At 62.2% G+C, this 17992-nt stretch carries 18 protein-coding genes and 1 pseudogene; 8 read left to right on the top strand and 11 right to left on the bottom strand.

Annotation, left to right across the window (positions count from 1 at the left end):
- Window positions 1–63 precede the first annotated feature (63 nt).
- The 10 genes from AC1Z32_RS05205 to AC1Z32_RS05250 are packed head-to-tail and all read right to left on the bottom strand — an operon-like array spanning window position 64 to window position 9311.
- A complete protein-coding gene (locus AC1Z32_RS05205) occupies window positions 64–1080 on the bottom strand; it encodes a branched-chain amino acid ABC transporter permease (protein ID WP_483477626.1) in 1017 nt (338 codons plus the stop codon).
- Between the two features lie 8 nt (window positions 1081–1088).
- The gene (locus tag AC1Z32_RS05210; protein ID WP_483477627.1) at window positions 1089–1973 is read right to left on the bottom strand and encodes a branched-chain amino acid ABC transporter permease; all 885 of its coding nucleotides are present in this window, start codon (window positions 1971–1973) and stop codon (window positions 1089–1091) included.
- Between the two features lie 14 nt (window positions 1974–1987).
- Window positions 1988–2716: an ABC transporter ATP-binding protein gene (locus AC1Z32_RS05215; protein WP_483478205.1), complete on the bottom strand. Its 729-nt coding sequence runs from the start codon at window positions 2714–2716 to the stop codon at window positions 1988–1990.
- 22 nt (window positions 2717–2738) lie between these two features.
- Window positions 2739–3509 (bottom strand): ABC transporter ATP-binding protein, encoded by a 771-nt coding sequence (locus tag AC1Z32_RS05220; protein WP_483477628.1) that lies wholly within the window; start codon window positions 3507–3509, stop codon window positions 2739–2741.
- 31 nt (window positions 3510–3540) lie between these two features.
- The gene (locus AC1Z32_RS05225; protein WP_483477629.1) at window positions 3541–4230 is read right to left on the bottom strand and encodes a DUF2848 domain-containing protein; all 690 of its coding nucleotides are present in this window, start codon (window positions 4228–4230) and stop codon (window positions 3541–3543) included.
- A gap of 11 nt (window positions 4231–4241) precedes the next feature.
- Window positions 4242–5468, bottom strand: coding sequence for an ABC transporter substrate-binding protein (locus AC1Z32_RS05230; protein ID WP_483477630.1), 1227 nt, complete (start codon window positions 5466–5468; stop codon window positions 4242–4244).
- Between the two features lie 37 nt (window positions 5469–5505).
- Window positions 5506–6849 (bottom strand): amidase, encoded by a 1344-nt coding sequence (locus tag AC1Z32_RS05235; protein ID WP_483477631.1) that lies wholly within the window; start codon window positions 6847–6849, stop codon window positions 5506–5508.
- Between the two features lie 2 nt (window positions 6850–6851).
- Window positions 6852–7238 carry a cupin gene (locus AC1Z32_RS05240; RefSeq protein WP_483477632.1) on the bottom strand — a complete coding sequence of 129 codons (387 nt, stop codon included), beginning with the start codon at window positions 7236–7238 and terminating at the stop codon, window positions 6852–6854.
- Window positions 7239–7267: 29 nt separating this feature from the next.
- Entirely contained in the window at window positions 7268–8749 is a 1482-nt protein-coding gene (locus AC1Z32_RS05245) for a 4-hydroxyphenylacetate 3-hydroxylase family protein (protein ID WP_483477633.1), read from the bottom strand.
- A 31-nt stretch (window positions 8750–8780) separates the two neighbouring features.
- Window positions 8781–9311 carry a flavin reductase family protein gene (locus AC1Z32_RS05250; RefSeq protein ID WP_483477634.1) on the bottom strand — a complete coding sequence of 177 codons (531 nt, stop codon included), beginning with the start codon at window positions 9309–9311 and terminating at the stop codon, window positions 8781–8783.
- Window positions 9312–9564: 253 nt separating this feature from the next.
- Between AC1Z32_RS05250 and AC1Z32_RS05255 the strand changes: the two genes are divergently transcribed.
- A complete protein-coding gene (locus AC1Z32_RS05255) occupies window positions 9565–10776 on the top strand; it encodes an IscS subfamily cysteine desulfurase (protein ID WP_483477635.1) in 1212 nt (403 codons plus the stop codon).
- A gap of 20 nt (window positions 10777–10796) precedes the next feature.
- Here AC1Z32_RS05255 and AC1Z32_RS05260 read toward each other — a convergent pair whose 3' ends face one another.
- Window positions 10797–11339 (bottom strand): MarR family winged helix-turn-helix transcriptional regulator, encoded by a 543-nt coding sequence (locus tag AC1Z32_RS05260; RefSeq protein ID WP_483477636.1) that lies wholly within the window; start codon window positions 11337–11339, stop codon window positions 10797–10799.
- 564 nt (window positions 11340–11903) lie between these two features.
- Here AC1Z32_RS05260 and AC1Z32_RS05265 point away from each other — a divergent pair.
- The 7 genes and pseudogenes from AC1Z32_RS05265 (at window position 11904) to AC1Z32_RS05295 (ending at window position 17882) form a co-directional block, all read left to right on the top strand.
- Window positions 11904–12506, top strand: coding sequence for a cysteine hydrolase family protein (locus tag AC1Z32_RS05265; RefSeq protein WP_483478206.1), 603 nt, complete (start codon window positions 11904–11906; stop codon window positions 12504–12506).
- Between the two features lie 74 nt (window positions 12507–12580).
- Window positions 12581–13204, top strand: a pseudogene (locus tag AC1Z32_RS05270) (enolase C-terminal domain-like protein); the annotation flags it as partial.
- A 139-nt stretch (window positions 13205–13343) separates the two neighbouring features.
- Window positions 13344–14699: an MFS transporter gene (locus tag AC1Z32_RS05275; protein WP_483477637.1), complete on the top strand. Its 1356-nt coding sequence runs from the start codon at window positions 13344–13346 to the stop codon at window positions 14697–14699.
- Between the two features lie 46 nt (window positions 14700–14745).
- Complete coding sequence (locus AC1Z32_RS05280) at window positions 14746–15717, top strand: dipeptidase (protein ID WP_483477638.1); 972 nt, start codon at window positions 14746–14748, stop codon at window positions 15715–15717.
- Window positions 15718–15742: 25 nt separating this feature from the next.
- Entirely contained in the window at window positions 15743–16267 is a 525-nt protein-coding gene (locus AC1Z32_RS05285) for a DUF5943 domain-containing protein (protein WP_483477639.1), read from the top strand.
- A gap of 67 nt (window positions 16268–16334) precedes the next feature.
- Complete coding sequence (locus AC1Z32_RS05290; RefSeq protein WP_483477640.1) at window positions 16335–16907, top strand: helix-turn-helix transcriptional regulator; 573 nt, start codon at window positions 16335–16337, stop codon at window positions 16905–16907.
- 54 nt (window positions 16908–16961) lie between these two features.
- Window positions 16962–17882: a DMT family transporter gene (locus tag AC1Z32_RS05295; RefSeq protein ID WP_483477641.1), complete on the top strand. Its 921-nt coding sequence runs from the start codon at window positions 16962–16964 to the stop codon at window positions 17880–17882.
- The last annotated feature ends 110 nt before the right edge of the window (window positions 17883–17992 follow it).

Genomic DNA, 17992 nt, shown 5'->3' on the forward strand with positions numbered 1-17992 from the left:
ATTTTCGATTATCGCCCTCCAGTTGCGCCGGACGAATAGCGTTTATCCCTCATCCCTCCGGGTTCACGCGGCGTCGCCTTGCATCATGCGCCCGGCGACGCGCACGCGAGTACGCTCCCGACGCCCGAGCCACTGCGCGATTTCCCCGACGATGCCGCGCCGGAACAGCAGCACGCAAGCGACGAACATCGCCCCGGTCACGATGCTGACCGATTCGCCCAGCCCCTGAAACCACGCGATATGCGTGACCTCCGCGAGCCACGTCCCGAACGCGGCGAGCTTCGTCTCCAGCCCGACGACGATCACCGCGCCGACCGCCGGCCCGAGCCGCGTGCCGAGACCGCCGAGCAAGGTCATGAGGATGACGGTGCCCGACATCGTCCAGTGCACGTCCGAGAGGGTGGCGAAGCCGAGCACGAGCGTCTTCATCGCGCCCGCGAGACCCGCGCACGCAGCCGATATGACGAACGCCAGCAGCTTGAAGCGATCGACATCGTAGCCGAGCGAAACCGTGCGCGCCTCGTTCTCCTTCAACGCGCCGAGAATGCGGCCGAACGGTGAATCGATCACCCGGCCGATGAACGCAAACGCCATCGCACCGATGAGCAGCACGACGTAATAGAGCGTGAGGTCGTCGTCGAGCGGCAGCGCGCCGAACAGCCGCCCGCGCGGCACGCCCTGCATGCCATCCTCGCCACCGGTGAACGGCGCCTGCACGCAAAAGAAATAGATCATCTGCGCGAGCGCGAGCGTGACCATCGCAAAGTAGATGCCCTTGCGGCGGATCGCGAGCAATCCCATCACGAAGCCGAGCGCAGCGCCTACGCCCGCGCCGAGCAGCAACGCGGCTTCAGGCGGCAAGCCGTGATCGCGCAACGCGCTGCCCGCGACATAGGCCGCGACGCCGAAAAACGCCGCATGACCGAACGACAGCAGACCGACATAGCCGAGCAGCAGATTCAGCGATGTGGCGAAGAGCGCGAAGCACATCAGCTTCATCAGAAAGACCGGATACGCGCCGAGCCACGGCGCGGCCGCGAGCACGGCCAAGACGGCGAAGAATGCAAAACGCTTATGCATGAGACACCTCACTTCGATTGACCGAACAGCCCGGCGGGACGCACGAGCAGAACCAGCGCCATGACGGCGAACACGACCGTCGCAGACGCTTCCGGATAGAACAGCTTCGTCAGGCTTTCGAGCACGCCGAGCGCGAGGCTCGTCAGCACCGATCCGGCGATCGATCCCATTCCGCCGATCACGACGATCGCGAACACGGTGATGATTACGCTCTGCCCCATCAGCGGCGACACCTGCATGACCGGCGCGGCGAGCACGCCCGCAAACGCGGCGATCGCGACGCCGAAGCCGTAGCTCAGCGAGACCATGCGCGGCACATCGACGCCGAACGCCGCGACGAGCCGCGGATTCTCCGTCGCCGCGCGCAGCAACGCGCCGAGTTGCGTACGCTCGATCGCCCACCATGCCCCGCCACACACCGCGAGCGATGCGACGACGACCCATGCGCGATACGCCGGCAGCATCATGAAGCCGAGATCGACGGCGCGCGTGAGACTATCGGGCGCGGCGTACGACATGCCGGAAACGCCGTAGACGGAACGCGATGTCCCTTCGAAGATCAGCGTGACGCCGAGCGTGAGCAACAGTCCATAGAGATGATCGAGCTTGTAGAGCCGGCGCAGCATCGAGCGCTCGACCATCACGCCCACCGCGCCCACGGCCAGCGGCGCGATGACGAGCATCAGCCAGTAATCGAGGCCGAAATAGTTCGTGCCCATCCACGCGAACAGCGCGCCGAGCATGAAGAACGCGCCGTGCGTGAAATTGATCACGTTCAAGAGGCCGAAGATGAGCGACAGGCCCAGACTCAGCACGGCATAGAAGCAGCCGTTCATCAGCCCGAGGACGAGCTGGCCCGATACCGCCTGCAGCGGCATACCGAAGATTTCCATGACGTTCGCTCCGATCAGATGTTGAGCAGCGCTTGCAGCGTGGCCGCTTTTTCCGCAAGACGCGCCGACTCGAAGGCATCGACGATGCGGCCGTGCTCCATCACATAGAAGCGATCGGCGAGCGGCGCGGCGAAGCGGAAGTTCTGCTCGACGAGCAGAATCGTGAAGCCGCGCGCCTTGAGCAGCCTGATGACGCGCGCGAGTGTCTGCACGATCACGGGCGCGAGCCCTTCGGAGATTTCATCGAGCAGAAGCATGTTGGCGCCCGTGCGAAGAATGCGCGCGACCGCGAGCATCTGCTGCTCGCCGCCCGACAGACGCGTGCCCTGGCTCGCGCGACGCTCGGCCAGGTTCGGGAACATCGCGTAGATTTCCTCGAGCGACATCGGCGTGCCCTTCGCATCGGGCAGACGCGGCGGCAGCAGCAGGTTCTCCTCGCACGACAGCCCCGCGAAGATGCCACGCTCCTCCGGGCAATAGCCGACACCGAGGCGCGCCACGTCCTGCGGTTGCCTGCCGATCGTCTCCCGGCCATCGATGCGAACCGAGCCGCTGCGCGTATCGGTGAGTCCCATGATCGCCTTCAGCGTCGTGCTGCGGCCCGAGCCGTTGCGCCCGAGCAGCGTGACCACTTCGCCGCGCGCCGCGCGAAGGTCCACGCCGTGCAGAATGTGCGATTCGCCGTACCACGCTTCGAGGCCGGTCACGCGAAGCGCGTCTTCGTCTTCGCATGCCACGGCCATGTTGCCATCGTCATGCAGGTCTTCAATGTGCGAGCGATTCATTCTCGGTCCCCATGTACGCTTCCTTCACTTGCGGATCAGCGGAGACGGACGCGTAATCGCCTTCCGCCAGAATCTCGCCGCGCTGAAGCACGGTGATGGTGTGCGCGATGCTCGACACCATCTTCATGTTGTGCTCGACCATCAGGATCGTTCGTCCGCTCGATACCTTCGCGATGAGCGCCGTCACGCGATCCACGTCCTCGTGTCCCATGCCCTGCGTCGGCTCGTCGAGCAGCATGAGCACGGGGTCCATTGCGAGCGTCGTCGCGATTTCGAGCGCGCGCTTGTGGCCGTACGACAACTCGACGGTTTTCACGTCGGCGTATGCGGCAAGGCCGACTTCATCGAGCAATTCGAGCGCGCGTTCGCGCAGGCGCGCGAGCATCGCGCTGCTCTTCCAGAAGCGGAACGACACGCCGAGCGGCCGTTGCAATGCAATGGTCACGTTCTCGACGGGCGTCAGATGCGGGAACACCGCCGAGATCTGAAACGACCGGATCACGCCGCTTCGCGCGATCGTCGCGGGTGCCGCCTTCGTGATCTCACGGCCATCGAAGAAGATCTGTCCCGAGCTTGGCGTCAGGAACTTCGTCAACAGGTTGAAGCAGGTGGTCTTGCCGGCGCCGTTCGGCCCGATCAGCGCGTGGATCGTGCCTCGCCGCACGCGCAAGTCGATGCCATTGACGGCCGTGAAGCCGTTGAACTGCCTGGTCAAGCCCTTTGTCTCCAGAATCATGTCTGCATGCGTCATCGCGGCTCTCCTCATAGGGTGATGCAAGGCGTCAGCCGACCACCGGCAGCGTCTCGATCTCATACGCGTGCCGCAGCGTGCGCCCGAGAACGGGGTCTTCGAGCACGGTCTCGAAGCGCTGCGCCGGACGAATGCCGCCGATGGCCGCGAGCGTGCCGCACAGCATCGCGGTGCCGTCGGCGAACGCGCCGCCGCGTTGCGCGAACTGATCGAGCAGGTCCTGCGGCGAGCGCATCGCGGTCACCTTGCCTTCCTGATAGAGCACGCGCTCGCCGCCGATCGTCGCGTACGAACGCAGCAGCAACTGGTCCCAGTGACCGGCCACATCGCTCAGGCGCCAGAGCGTCTTCGAGCACGGCTTGTCGCACATCTGCTTCGACACCGTGATGCCGTAGGCTTCGACCTGCCGGTCCGTGTGATCCGATGCCACGCCCACATACACCTCGCCGCCGTCCTTCACGAGCACGAACTCCGCTTCGCCGCTGCTCTCCTCGCCCGTGACCTGCATCATCGGCGCGGGACCCAGGCGATCCGCCGCGACGCGATAAAACACCGGCGTATACGCGGGCCGTTTGATGCCCAGCTCTTCCAGCTCGCGGATGTGCTTCTCCATCGCTTCGGTGTCGCGTCCGGTCCAGCCCGCGATGACGAGCGTATCGATTGAAATGGCGCGCTCGATGCTGCCGTCGCGGTCTTCGATGTTGAATGTGATGGCTTTCATGTCTGGCTCCTTTATTTCCCGGCGGCGACTTTCCCCGCGACGAACGGGCAATGGCTCGCGCCGAGCGGCGCATAAGCGTCCTGCGCGGAAATGGTCTGCTTGATCGTGTAGTAATCCCAGGGCTTCTTCGATTGCTCAGGGCTCTTGACCTCGGCGATGTACATGTCGTGCACCATGAGGCCATCCGCGCGAATCACGCCGTTCTTCGCGAAGAAATCGTTCACGGGCGTGTTGCGCATTTGCGCGAGCACGGCGTCGGATGCATCGGTGCCGCTCACCTGCACGGCCTTCAGGTAATGCAGCGTCGACGAATACACGCCCGCCTGGATGAACGTCGGCATGCGGCCGGTTTTCGCGTAGAAGCGCTGCGACCAGGCGCGGCTCGCGTCGTCGCGGTCCCAGTAGAACGGCGTCGTCAGCATCATTCCCTGCGCGGACTTGAGGCCGAGACTGTGGACATCGCTGATGAACATCTGCAGGCCGGCGATCTTCTGCTTGCCCGGCGCGTTGATGCCGAACTCGCGCGCCGTCTTGATCGCGTTGACGGTGTCCGCGCCCGCGTTGGCGAGGCCGATCACCTTCGCGTGCGACGCCTGCGCCTGCAGCAGATTCGACGACAGATCCGCCGCGTGCATCGGGTGCTTCGATTCGCCGAGCACCTTGCCGCCCGCCGCGTTCAATGCCGCCGCCGAATCGTTCTTCAGCGACGCGCCGAGCGCATAGTCGACGGTCAGGAAGTACCACGAGTTGTCGCCGGCGCGCGCCATCGCCTTCACGAGGCTCGTCGTCAGCGCATAGGTGTCGTACGAGTACTGGATCGTGTACGGCGAGCATGCTTCGTTGCTCAGCTTGGTCGTGCCCGCGCCGCTCGCAATTGCAATGCGATGCTTATCCTTCGCCACGTTCGACACCGCAAGCGCAACCGACGATGGCAACAGGTCCTGCACCATATCGACCTGCTGGTTGTCGAACCATTCGCGCGCCACGGTCGCGGCGACATCCGTCTTGTTCTGATGATCCGCGCTGATCACCTTGATGGGCGCGCCGAGCACCTTGCCGCCGAAATCGTCGACGGCCATCTGCGCCGCGACGACCGAGCCTTTGCCGCCGATATCCGAAAAGATCGACGACATGTCGGTGAGCACGCCGATCTTCACCACGCCGTCGCTGATATCGGCCGCGCTGGCCGTCATCGAGACGGCGGCGGACAACGCGGTGCACGCGAGTTGCCTGAACATGGAAGTCTCCTTGATATGTATTTGGATGTGCGTCGCGTCAATGCGAACGCACGACTGCTTCGACACCGGCGCCCATCGCGAGCAACTGGCGGTCGCTCATGTGCCGGCCCATCAACATCAGTCCCACGGGTGCGTTGCCGTTCGCGTGACACGGGATCGAGAGCGAGCACAGGTCGAGCATGTTGGCGATCGACGGATTGCGCAGCAGCAAGCGATTCGTCACCGTGTAGGCAGGCTCATCGTCGAGATCGGCGATGCGCGGTGCGACGATCGGCACCGTCGGGCAGACGATGGCGTCGAAGGGGCGCAGTTCGTCGTCGGCTTGCAGGCATAGCTGCTCGCGCAGCGCGCGATTGCGCAGATACTCCGCGGTGCTGTGCTCGCTGCCGAGCCTGATGCGAGCAATCACGCGCGGGTCGTATTCGTCGGCATGACGTTTGATCATCCCGACGTGCCATGCCCACGCCTCAGCCGCGACAAGGCCGCCATGCTGGCCGAGCGCCGCGAGATGCTTCCAGCTGTCGAACGAGACTTCACGCACGATCGCGCCCGCCGCCGTCAAACGTGCGACCGCACCCTCGAACGTAGCGGCGACGTGAGCATCCATCTCGTCGAGCACGATGTCCTTCGGCATGGCGAGCCGCAGCCCGCTCAACGGCAGCGGCGCCATCGAAGCGGGTTCAGTGTCGCCTGCCATGATCGAATCGAGTGCCGCGCAGCACGCCACGCTGCGTGCGATCGAACCGATCGAGTCATAGCTCGACGACAACGGCAACGCGCCTTGCAGCGGAATGCGCGCGGCTGTTGGCTTGAAACCGGCGAGTCCGCACAGCGCGGCGGGAATGCGGCACGACCCGCCGGTATCCGATCCGATCGCGGCAGCTGCCATGCCATCCGCCACCGATACCGCCGCGCCCGACGACGAGCCGCCCGGAATGCGCGCCGCGTCCCGGTCGAACGGATTCGCGGGCGTGCCGTAATGCGGATTGATGCCGAGGCCCGAGTAAGCGAACTCCGTCATGTTGGTGCGGCCCACGAACACGGCGCCCGCTGCACGCAATCGGCCGATCGCGAGCGCGTCGCGCGTGGCGGCCCGCTCCGGCAGAATCCGGCTGCCGGAGCGCGTGATTTCGCCTTGCACGTCGAAGAGATCCTTCACCGAGATCGGAATGCCCGCGAGCGGACCGGCGACACCATGAAGGCGCAGCGCATCGCTTGCCGCCGCCTGTGCCTTCGCCGCGGCACTCACGCCGTAGGGAAAGACGCGCTGACCTTCGCCCGCGTCATCGCCGATTCGTTCGATGCACGACGCGAGAAGCGATGTGGCATCGACACGGCCATCGGCGAGCTGGGCGCGCAATGTTTCGAGAGTGGGCAGCATGATCAGGCCGGATCGTAGTAGTGCACTTCGAGGAGCACGCAGCCGCCGTTCGACTTGAACGGCCCATGCCACGCGCCCGGCGGACGCACCGCATACGTGTAGCCTTCGAAAGGCTTGCCGCCCTCGCCTTTATCGTCATTGCCGACCGTGAGATCGCCTTCGACGAGAAACACTTCCTCCCAGTAGTCGTGCACGAACGGCTTCGTCGTGTACATGCCCGCGGGCAAGCGCAGAAGACGCGTGCGGCTGCCGCGCTTGTTGCCGGTATCGAGCGCGCCGGACAGAATCAGCTCCTGTGCGCCGGAACCGGGCGCATAGCCTTCCGGCAGTTGCCAGCCGTCGGCCATGTCGAGCCCGTGGAACTCGTCGTGAAGTTTGTTGATAGCCATGTGTGCTTCTCCTTTGGGAAAGTCTGGATTCAGGCGGCCTGGCGCGTCTTTGCCAGTTCGGCATCGAGCGAATAGCTCGACAGCATGTTGTCGACGAGACCGGTGGCGCGGCGCCAGTCGTAGCTGCGATACGCGTGACCCTTCGTCACGAACGACGCGCCCGCATAGAACAACTCGTATTGGTTGTGACGCGATGCGAACTCCGAGCCGACCGCGTCCCACGCGAGCTTGAAGAACTTCACGCGTTCTTCGGCGCTGCAAACGGGCGACTTCTGCGTCTTCTCGATGATGCGTGCGAGATCGGGATTCTCGAAGTCGTGCACGCTCGACGGCAGCATGATCATTCCGCCGCCCGCGAGTTCGCGCAGCGTGGTGAGGATCTTCGAATAGAGTTGCTGTGTCAGCACCTGCGAGCTGTAAAGCATGTTTCGATCGGGCACGTAGTAACCGTTGACGATGCTGCCCTTCGCTTCCATGCCGTACACATAAGCTTCGACCATCGACGCTTCCGAAGCGAGCTGGCCCAGCGTCTCGCGCACTTGAGGAAACGCATTCGTGCCGTTGACTTCCGAGATCTTGAGACCGAGACCGACGAGGAAGCGCAGCTTCGTCATCAGGCGCACCTGACACTGATAGTTCTGGTAGACGTGCGCGGGCGTCGCATGAAACTGCTTCGCGCACATCGAGACATCGCCCGCGACGAAAATCCGCTCCCACGGCACCTTGACGTCGTCGAAATAGAGCACTGCGTCGTTCTCGTCGTAGCGGCTCGACAGCGGGTTGTCGAACACCGATTGAGCATGCTCTTCGTACGACTTGCGAGACATCACCTTCATGCCCTTCGCGTTCATCGGAATCGCGAACGAAAGCGCATACATCTCGTCGCCTTCGCGCAGCGGCTGAATGCAACTGCAGAAGACTTCGTTCGCCATGATGCCGCTCGTCGCGAGCATCTTCGCGCCGCGCACCGTGATGCCTTCCGCATCCTGATCGACGATGCCCACCGCGAGATACTTGTCTTCCTGTTCGTGCGCCGATTTCGACTGATTCGCCTGCGGATTCACGATCACGTAGGTCAGGAAGAGATCGTTGTCGCGGGCGTACTTGTAGTAGTCGCGCAGCGCGCCGGCGCGGGCCGGGTCGTACTGCTCGAACAGATCGATGCCCATGACCATGCCCGAGATGCACGAGGCGACGTGATCCGGCGAGCGGCCCATGAAGCCGAAATGCAGTTCCGTCCACGCTTCGAGCGCGGAGCGCCGCTCGACCAGTTGATCGTAGGACGTCGGCAGTTCCCAGATGCGGCTCACGTGATTGCCCGAATCCGGCGAAACGAACGTCATCTTCTCGACGTTTTCCGGGCGCGCCTGATAGTCGTAAAGACTCGCGTAGCTGCGAATCGAATTGCGGAACGCGGGGTGCGCGGTGACGTCACCGACTGCCTTGCCGTCGAGATAGACCTGACGTCCGTCGCGCAATGACGCAATGTGTTGAGTGCCGTTCTTGATCATGGTGTTCTCCAGGATGAGTTCGTCCGCCGTTTCAGGCCGACGCTGCGTGTACGCCGTTGAGCGTGTGATAGCGGCCGCCGAAGAAAATGAGCGGACGTCCTTGCGAGCGCGTCTGATGACGCGTCACGCGGCCGACGAAGATCACGTGGTCGCCGCCGTCGTATTGCGCATAGGGCTCGCATTCGAAGGTCGCGAGACTGTCGGGAAGCAGGACCGGCTCGTCGCACGGGTCGTTTGCTGCATCGCGCCAGCTCCATTTGTCGCCGTTTGCCTTCGCGAAGCGGTTCGACAAGTCCTGCTGCGACTCTTCGAGCACGTTGACCGCGTAGCTGCCGGCCACGCACAGATCGGCGAGGCTCAAGCTTCGGCGGTCCACCGAAAACAGAATCAGCGGCGGATCGAGCGACACCGAATTGAACGACGCGACCGTCATGCCGATCGGCGCTCCTTCGCGCCTCGGCGCCGTGATGACCGCGACACCCGTCGCGAACATGGACAACGCGGACCGGAACCGACGCTGCACTTCCGGATCGATGCTCGCCCGTACGATGCTGTCTTTCATCTCGCTCTCCTTCGCGCCGCGCCGCCGGCGACGCTTTCGTGAAACCACACAAAGCCTTGTTATTTAGCTTTGTTTCTTAGCTTTCATTAAATGTCAATGAATCGCGTCGTTCAAGCTATCGTTTACCCTCGGCAAAAAAGCTTTGTATGAAAGACAACCCTACTCGACGAATGGGTGTTGACCCGAGGAAGCAAGGGGCCGGGCTACACTTCGGCGAACTTCCTGAAGATGGCCCTGCACTGGAGCACGATCGATGACCTCACGCCCCATCTACATGGACTACAGCGCGACGACGCCCGTCGATCCGCGCGTGGTCGAAAAAATGGTTCCGTACCTTTACGAACGCTTCGGCAATCCGGCATCGCGCAGCCACGGTTATGGCTGGGAAGCGGAAGAAGCGGTGGAGACAGCGCGCCGCCATGTCGCCGGACTGCTGCATGCGGACCCGCGCGAAATCATCTGGACTTCGGGCGCGACCGAAGGGAACAATCTCGCAATCAAGGGCGCGGCGAACTTCTACAAGGCGCGGGGCCGTCACATCGTGACGGTGAAGACAGAGCACAAGGCAGTGCTGGATACCTGCCGCGAGCTGGAGCGGCAAGGGTTCGACGTCACGTATCTGGACGTCGGGCAGGACGGATCGCTCGATGTCGCCACGGTGCGCGCGGCGTTACGCGCGGATACGGTTCTCGTGTCCGTCATGATGGTCAACAACGAGACCGGCGTGATACAGCCGATCGCCGACATCGGCGCGATGTGCCGGGAGAAAGGCATCGTGTTTCATTGCGACGCGGTGCAGGCGGCGGGCAAGATCGCCATCGATGTCGGCGCGCTCAACGTCGATCTGCTGACGGTCACCGCGCACAAGGTCTATGGTCCTAAAGGCATCGGCGCGCTGTATGTGCGGCGCAAGCCGCGCGTGCGGATCGAAGCGCAGATGCACGGCGGCGGTCACGAACGCGGCATGCGATCGGGCACGCTGCCGACGCATCAGATCGTCGGCATGGGTGAAGCGTTTCGGCTCGCGAAAGAAGAGATGGACGGTGAAAGCCGGCGCATCGGTGCGTTGCGCGACCGGCTGCTCGCGGGCCTTCTGCAACTGGACGAAGTCTATGTCAACGGCGACATGACGCGGCGCATCGCGCACAACCTGAACGTCAGCTTCAATTTCGTCGAAGGCGAATCGCTCATCATGGGCATCAAGGGTGTCGCGGTGTCGTCGGGGTCGGCGTGCACGTCGGCGTCGCTGGAACCGTCATACGTGTTGCGCGCGCTCGGCCGCAGCGATGAACTGGCGCATAGCTCGATCCGCTTCACGCTCGGCCGCTTCACGACCGAGGCGGAAGTCGACGAGGTGATCCGCCAGGTTCAGGAGACCGTGATCAGGCTGCGCGCGCTGAGCCCGCTGTGGGACATGCATCTGGAAGGCATCGACCTGAACACGATCCAGTGGGCCGAGCACTGATCAGCCGGGCCGCGGCACGGTCACGACTTTTCCTGCCGCGCGATCAGATGCGAGAGATCGAGCGTCGCGCGATCGCCATTGGCGACGAGCCGGTCGACGACCGAGCACAGGGCCTTGAACTCGGTCTTCGTCACGCCTTCGAACAGCACGTTGTTGATGCGCTGCTGCGTCGCGGCGAGTTCGCGAAGCAGCTTCAGCCCGTTCGATGTCACGGTGAGGCGCATCTTGCGCTTGTCGTCGGGGTCCGAGCGTTTGTCGATGAAGCCGAGCTTCTTGAGCTTGCCGGTTTCTATCGTGACGAAAGCGCCGCTCAGATGCAGATGGTCCGCGAGCCGGTTCACCGTCACCGACTCGCCGTGCGAAAGATGCGCGACGGAGACGAGCAGCGAATACTGGATGCCGGTCAGGCCGATGAGCGTCCCGAAGCCGTCGCGCACGGACAAAAGCCGGGCCGCGAACGGCAGGAGACCGTTGATCAGATGGCGGAATTCCGTGTCCGTCCCGTCAACGAGACACGCTGGATTGGTTATTGTCAGAGCGGATTCGTCGATCTGCTTCGGCATGACACTCAAACTCCTGGATGCTAATGTAGTTACCTTTTAAAAATAATTATACGGCAAAGCTTGGAAAAGGAGATTTTAGCCATGAACCCTGCAATATCGGCCGATTCTGTCCGGCCGCTGCTCGAGTGTTATATCCGCGCGAAAGACCAGAACCGGCCCGAGTTGATCTTCGACTGCTTCGCAGCCGACGCCGAGCTGACGTTCGACATAGCGACCGATGCAATCGATTTTCCCCGCAGCGTGACCGGCGCCGCCGCGATCGCCAAGACGCTGGTCGTTGACTTCGGCGAGCGGTTCGATCGTTGCCGCACTTATTATGTGTGTGCCGCGCCGGAAGTGGATGCGGATGGCGTCTGCACGATGCCGTGGCTCGTCGCGATGCGGCAGAAGGACAACGGCGCGCTGCGGCTCGGAAGAGGCGAATATCGGTGGCGCATCGCGCGCATGGGCGACGGGTCCGACAGAATCGCCGGGTTGCACATCGCCATCGAGCGCATGGATACGATCGACGATCCGGGCTCGGCCAGGCTTCGGTCGTTGCAGGACGCGCTGAGTTATCCGTGGCTGACGCCAGCGGAACTGTTGGAACAAGGAGCGTTGCAGATTCCGCCCATCACGCCGGCGAAAACCGCGCTTGTCGTCATGCATTACCAGACCGACATTCTCGGTCTGTTTCCATCCGTCGCGCCGGACTTGGTCGCCAATACACGCAAACTATGCAACGCGGCGCGGAGCAAAGGCGTCTGCGTCTACTTCGCCAACCTGCGCTTCAGTCCGGGCTATCCAGAAGTCAGCTCATTGAACAAGAATGGGCAGGGAATCAAACGGCTTGGTCTCTTTGTGGAGGACCGGACCGCGCCGGAGTTGGGCCAAAGGGCCGATGAACCGGTCATTCTCGCGCACCGCGCCAGCGTTTTCTTTGGCACCGATCTGGAGGCGCAACTCTCCGCACGAGGCGTCGACTCGCTGATCATGGTTGGCATTGCATCGACCGGTGTCGTGCTGTCGTCGGTCTCGTATGCGAGCGACGCGGACTTCCGCCTGTACACGGTCAAGGATTGTTGTTACGACCCGGATCAGGTGGTACATGAGCATTTGTTCTCCACCGCATTCGATTCGCGCACGACGGTGCTGTCGCTCGCGGAGGCGTTGCGCTTGCTCGCCTAGCGGTTCGAAGTCCGCTTTGAAGCAGATCCGGGGCAGAACGCCGCTGCGCTCGAATCACGCCTGAATGGCGAGCGGCTCCTCCGTCGATGGGCCGAAGCGGCCTCACGACGCAGGCCATCGCGCCATTCGACATCGCGCTCTGGGACTTGAAGGCCAAGCGCGCGGGGCTGCCGCTCGCGAATGCGAACCAGCAGTGGGATCACCTCAAGGCGCAGCGCGCGTGCCGCAAGTTCGAGCCGCTCGATCTGACGTGGATCGAAGAGCCGCTCGACGCTTATGATTTCGATGGCCACGCGGCGCTGGCGGCATCGCTCGATATGGCAATCGCGACCGGCGAAATGCTCACGAGCTTCGTCGAACATGCGCAACTCATCGAGAAGAACGGCGCCTACTTCGTGCAGCCCGATGCGCCGCGTGTCGGCGGCATCACGCCGTTCCTGCAGATCATGCATTGCGCGAGCCTGCGCGGACTCAAGCTCGCGCCGCACTTCGCGATGGAAATCCACCTGCATCTCGCGGCGGCCTATCCGGAAGAGCCGTGGCTCGAACACTTCGAATGGCTCGAACCGATGTTCAATGAGCGGCTCGAATTGCGCGGCGGGCGCATGCATGTGCCGAATCGGCCGGGCCTCGGCTTCAGCCTCAGTGAACAGGCGCTGAAGTGGACGGTCGGCAGCGAGGAATTCGTGCGGAGCTGATGTTCGTATCGGAAGAAATGCCGCGGCCGAAGGCACTGCACCGATTACCTAGGTAATTGACACGTATGGACCTACGTAATTTGAGCCTCTACTCTCGTTTCGATACCGGAAGGAACCGAAACTTCAGAGGAGAGGAACAATGTCACGTCAGGGCACTCAGGAAGTCGACACCAGGACGTTACGGCGCGTCATCGCGGCGGCGTCCATTGGCAACTTCGTCGAATGGTTCGATTTCGCCGCGTACGGATTTCTCGCAACCATTCTGACGCGGGAGTTCTTTCCGAGTGGCGATCCTACCGTCGGGCTTCTGAAAACGTTCGCGGTGTTTGCGGTCGCGTTCGCGTTTCGTCCGCTTGGCGGACTCTTCTTCGGCATCGTCGGCGACCGGATCGGGCGCAAGCAAACGCTCGCTTTCACCATCCTGCTGATGGCCGGTTCGACGACGTTGATCGGCCTTCTCCCCACTTACGCGAGCATCGGCTATTGGGCACCGCTCCTGCTCACGATCATTCGCTGCGTGCAAGGGTTTTCCGCAGGGGGCGAATACGCGGGGGCCTGTGCTTATGTGATGGAACATGCGCCGCGCCGCCGCCGTGCGTTCTTCGGCAGCTTCGTTCCGGTTTCGACCTTCTCGTCGTTCGCTTGCGCAGCCGTCGTTGCCTATCTGCTCGAATCGTCGCTGTCTCCGCAAGCGATGGTGGACTGGGGCTGGCGCATTCCCTTCCTGGTCGCGGCGCCGGTCGGTCTCATCGGCGTCTATCTGCGCGTCAATCTGAATGAAACGCCCGCGTTTCAGGCGCTCGAAGGCAAGCACGAAGTCGCGCATGCGCCCTTGCTGGAAACCTTGCACTCGCAGTCGTGGAACATCCTGAAGCTTGGCGCTTTCGTATCGGTGACGGCGCTGTCCTTCTATACGTTCACGACCTATTTCGCGACCTATCTTCAAATCGCCGGGCACCTGACTCGCGGCACCTCGCTCCTCGTGACCGTGCTCGCCCTCGTCTTCGCAGCGGCCTTGTGCCCGCTCGCTGGCCTCTTCTCGGATTTGGTGGGCCGCCGCGCGACGATCGCAAGCACCTGCATTTTCATCATCGCGTCGGTTTATCCGGCGTTCTCGCTGGGTGGATCGGGTGCTTTGTCGCCGTCGCTGCTCGGCGTCGCGCTCCTCGCGATCGGCGCCGTGCTCTCGGGCGTGGTGACCGCACCGCTCATGTCGGAAGTATTCGCGACGAAGACGCGCTACACGGCGTCCGCGATCACCTACAACCTCGCATACACGATCTTCGGCGGCACCGCACCGCTGGTCGCGACATGGTTGATCTCCGCCACCGGCACGAATCTGTCTCCTGCGTATTACCTGATCGCCGTCTCGATCTTCGCGATGATCGGTGGTCTCGCGCTGCCTGAAACGTCGAAGACCGCGCTCGAGGAAGCCGGCCCCGCGACCGAGAGCGATGCAACGCCGGCCAAGCGCAGCTTCGAACGAACCATTTGAACGCGTCACGCCTCTCCTTTTTCCCGCGAAACCGAACGGACATGCAATGAGTAGCCTCCACGATTCGAGCATCATCATCGACGGCCTGAACATTTCGAAGTTCGAGCGTTCCGTGTTCGAAGACATGCGCAAGGGCGGCGTCACCGCCGTGAACTGCACGGTCTCCGTGTGGGACGACTTTCAGAAGACCATCGACAACATCGCGGAGATGAAGCAGCAGATCCGCGAATACAGCGAAATTCTCACACTGGTACGCACGACCGACGACATCCTGCGCGCGAAGAAGGAGAACAAGACCGGCATCATCTTCGGCTTCCAGAACTCGTATGCGTTCGAGGACAACCTCGGCTATATCGAAGTGTTCAAGGAACTGGGCGTGAACGTGGTGCAGCTCTGCTACAACACGCAGAATCTCGTCGGCACCGGCTCTTATGAACCGGACGGCGGATTGTCCGGCTATGGCCGCGAAGTGATTCAGGAGATGAATCGCGTGGGCATCATGGTGGATCTATCGCACGTGGGCGCGAAGACTTCTTCCGATGCTATCGCGTGCTCGAAAAAGCCCGTCACCTACTCGCATTGCTGCCCCTCCGGATTGAAAGAGCATCCCCGCAACAAGACAGATGATCAACTGCGCGAGATCGCCGAAGCAAACGGCTTCGTCGGCGTGACGATGTTCATGCCGTTTCTGCGGCGCGGCGCGGATGCGACCGTCGACGATTATCTCGAAGCTATCGAATATGTGATCGATGTGATTGGCGAAGACAAGGTGGGCATTGGCACGGACTTCACGCAGGGCTACAGCACCGAGTTCTTCGACTGGATCACGCACGACAAGGGCCGTTATCGCCGTCTGACGGATTTCGGCAAGGTCGTCAATCCTGAAGGCATTCGGACGATCGGCGAGTTTCCCAATCTGACTGCTGCGATGGAGCGCGCGGGCTGGAGCCAGTCGCGCATCAAGAAGGTGATGGGCGAAAACTGGCTGCGCGTGTTCGGCGAAGTGTGGAACGGCTGAATCGAACGGAGAAAACGAGCACGCCATGCAGCCTCAATTGCCTATCGACGTCGATCCGCAAACCGGCGTCTGGACCACCGATGCGCTGCCGATGCTTTACGTGCCGCGTCATTTCTTCACCAACAATCATGTTGCAGTCGAGGAAGCGCTCGGCCTCGAGACGTATGCCGGGATTCTTTACAAGGCCGGCTACAAGTCCGCGTATCACTGGTGCGATAAGGAAGCGGAGAAGCACGGCATCACCGGCATGGCCGTGTTCGAGCATTACCTGAAGCGTCTGTCGCAGCGCGGCTGGGGCGTGTTCAGCATCGTCGAAGCCGATCCGGCGACGTCGACCGCGCGCATTCATCTGCATCACTCATCCTTCGTGCTCGCGCAGCCAGGCAAGCACGGAAAGCTTTGCTACATGTTCGCAGGCTGGTTCGCCGGTGCGATGGACTGGGTCAACGACACGGCGCCCGACAGCACGAGCAAAGGTCCGCGCGCGCATTCGACCGAAACACAATGCGCAGGCGAAGGCCACGATTGCTGCGTCTTTCACGTCGTGTGACCGTTCGCACACGCGCTACACTTGGATAGGAGCCGACTACTACAAACGCTGTCAAGCGCGATGGAACATGCCGAACATGACCGACACGATGTCCAGTCTCGACTACGAGGATCTCTTCAGGCATTTGCCCGTCGCGGTCATCGTGGCACGTGAGCGCATCATGGTGGACTGCAATACGCGAGCGCTGGAACTGTTCAGGGCGCAACGCAGCGATATCATCGATCAGTCGTTTTCCAAGCTCTATCCGCAGCAGAAAGACTTCGCGACGACGGGCCGGCGCCTCGCACCGCTCATCGCGAAGCGCGCGGTATTCAGCGATGACCGCATCATGCGCCGCATCGACGGCAGTCATTTCTGGGTCACGGTGTGCGGCTTCGGCTATAACCCGAAGCGGCCTTTCGAACTGGCAATCTGGACTTTCACTGATCTGTCGGAGAACGCGAAGCAGACGGATGTCGCGAGCACGTTGACGGAGCGCGAGCGCGATGTCGCCGCGTTTCTCGTGCACGGCCTGACGAGCAAGGAGATCGGCAAGGAGCTGAACATCAGCCCGCGCACCGTCGACATCCATCGCGCGAGCCTCTTGCGAAAATACGAAGTGCGGGCGACCCCCGATCTCATCGCCCGGCTGCTGGCGTGAACCGTGGCTAGCCTATATGCAAAGTCGGACGGGACACGAGATGCACTTATCACGATGTTCATCGGAAAATTTATTGTCATGAAGCTTGCGCGCCTCGCATTCGTACTGCTCGGTCTCTTCTGGGGATCCAACTTCATCTATATGAAGTGGGCTTCATCGACGATCAGCCCGATGCAGATCGCCTTTCTGCGCGTGTTATTCGGCTTCCTTCCGTTGGCACTGGTCGCCTGGCGAAGAAAGGTCATCCACGTTCGGCAGATACGCCATCTTCACCACTTCATCGTGATGGGGTTCATCGCGACGGCGTTCTATTACTTCGCCATCACCAAGGGCACGGCACTCCTTCCGTCCGGTATCGCTGCCGTGCTAGGCAATGCGGCCACGCTGTTTACCGCGATCTTCTCTGCGTTCTTCCTTCGAAACGAGAAGATGAACAGCATGATGACGTTCGGCGTTCTGCTGGGATTTTTCGGCATCACGCTGATCGCCCGGCCATGGGAAGGCGCCAACGGCTCGATTGAGTTGTCCGGTGTGTTCTGGCTCGTCACGAGCTCGCTCGTGCTCGGGCTCTCCTATGTCTACGTACGTGTGTTTCTGAGTCCATTGGCGCTGCCTCCGCTGGCGCTGGCAACCTGGCAAATGGGGCTCGCGGTGCTGGTGCTCGCCGCGGTGACGGATTTCGGCGGCATCACACACATCCTCGATGATCCCGTGGCGGCGACCGGCCTCATTGTCGGCGGCGGGATTCTCGGTACTGGGGTTTCCTTCTTCCTGTATTACTACCTGCTGGACCAGTTCGGTGCAGTTGCGTCATCGGGCGCGACCTACATGGCGCCGGCGGTCGCGCTGTTGATCGGCTGGGCCGTCGGCGAAAAATTCGGTCTGTTGGAGTTCGCGGCACTGGTACTCATCATCTCGAGCGTGATGATTCTGCACGTTGGCCGTCAACGTACGTTTCGACGTGCCGCCGGATAGAGGCTCCTGTCGTCGCATCCCGGTCAGCGCTAGAGACGAGCGAGTGCTCCGCCTGCCCAAGAACACCTCACAGCAAGGCGGGTCCCTCACTATATTTCGCTTACGAAGGG

It is taken from the genome of Caballeronia sp. 11_S32, assembly GCF_056930355.1.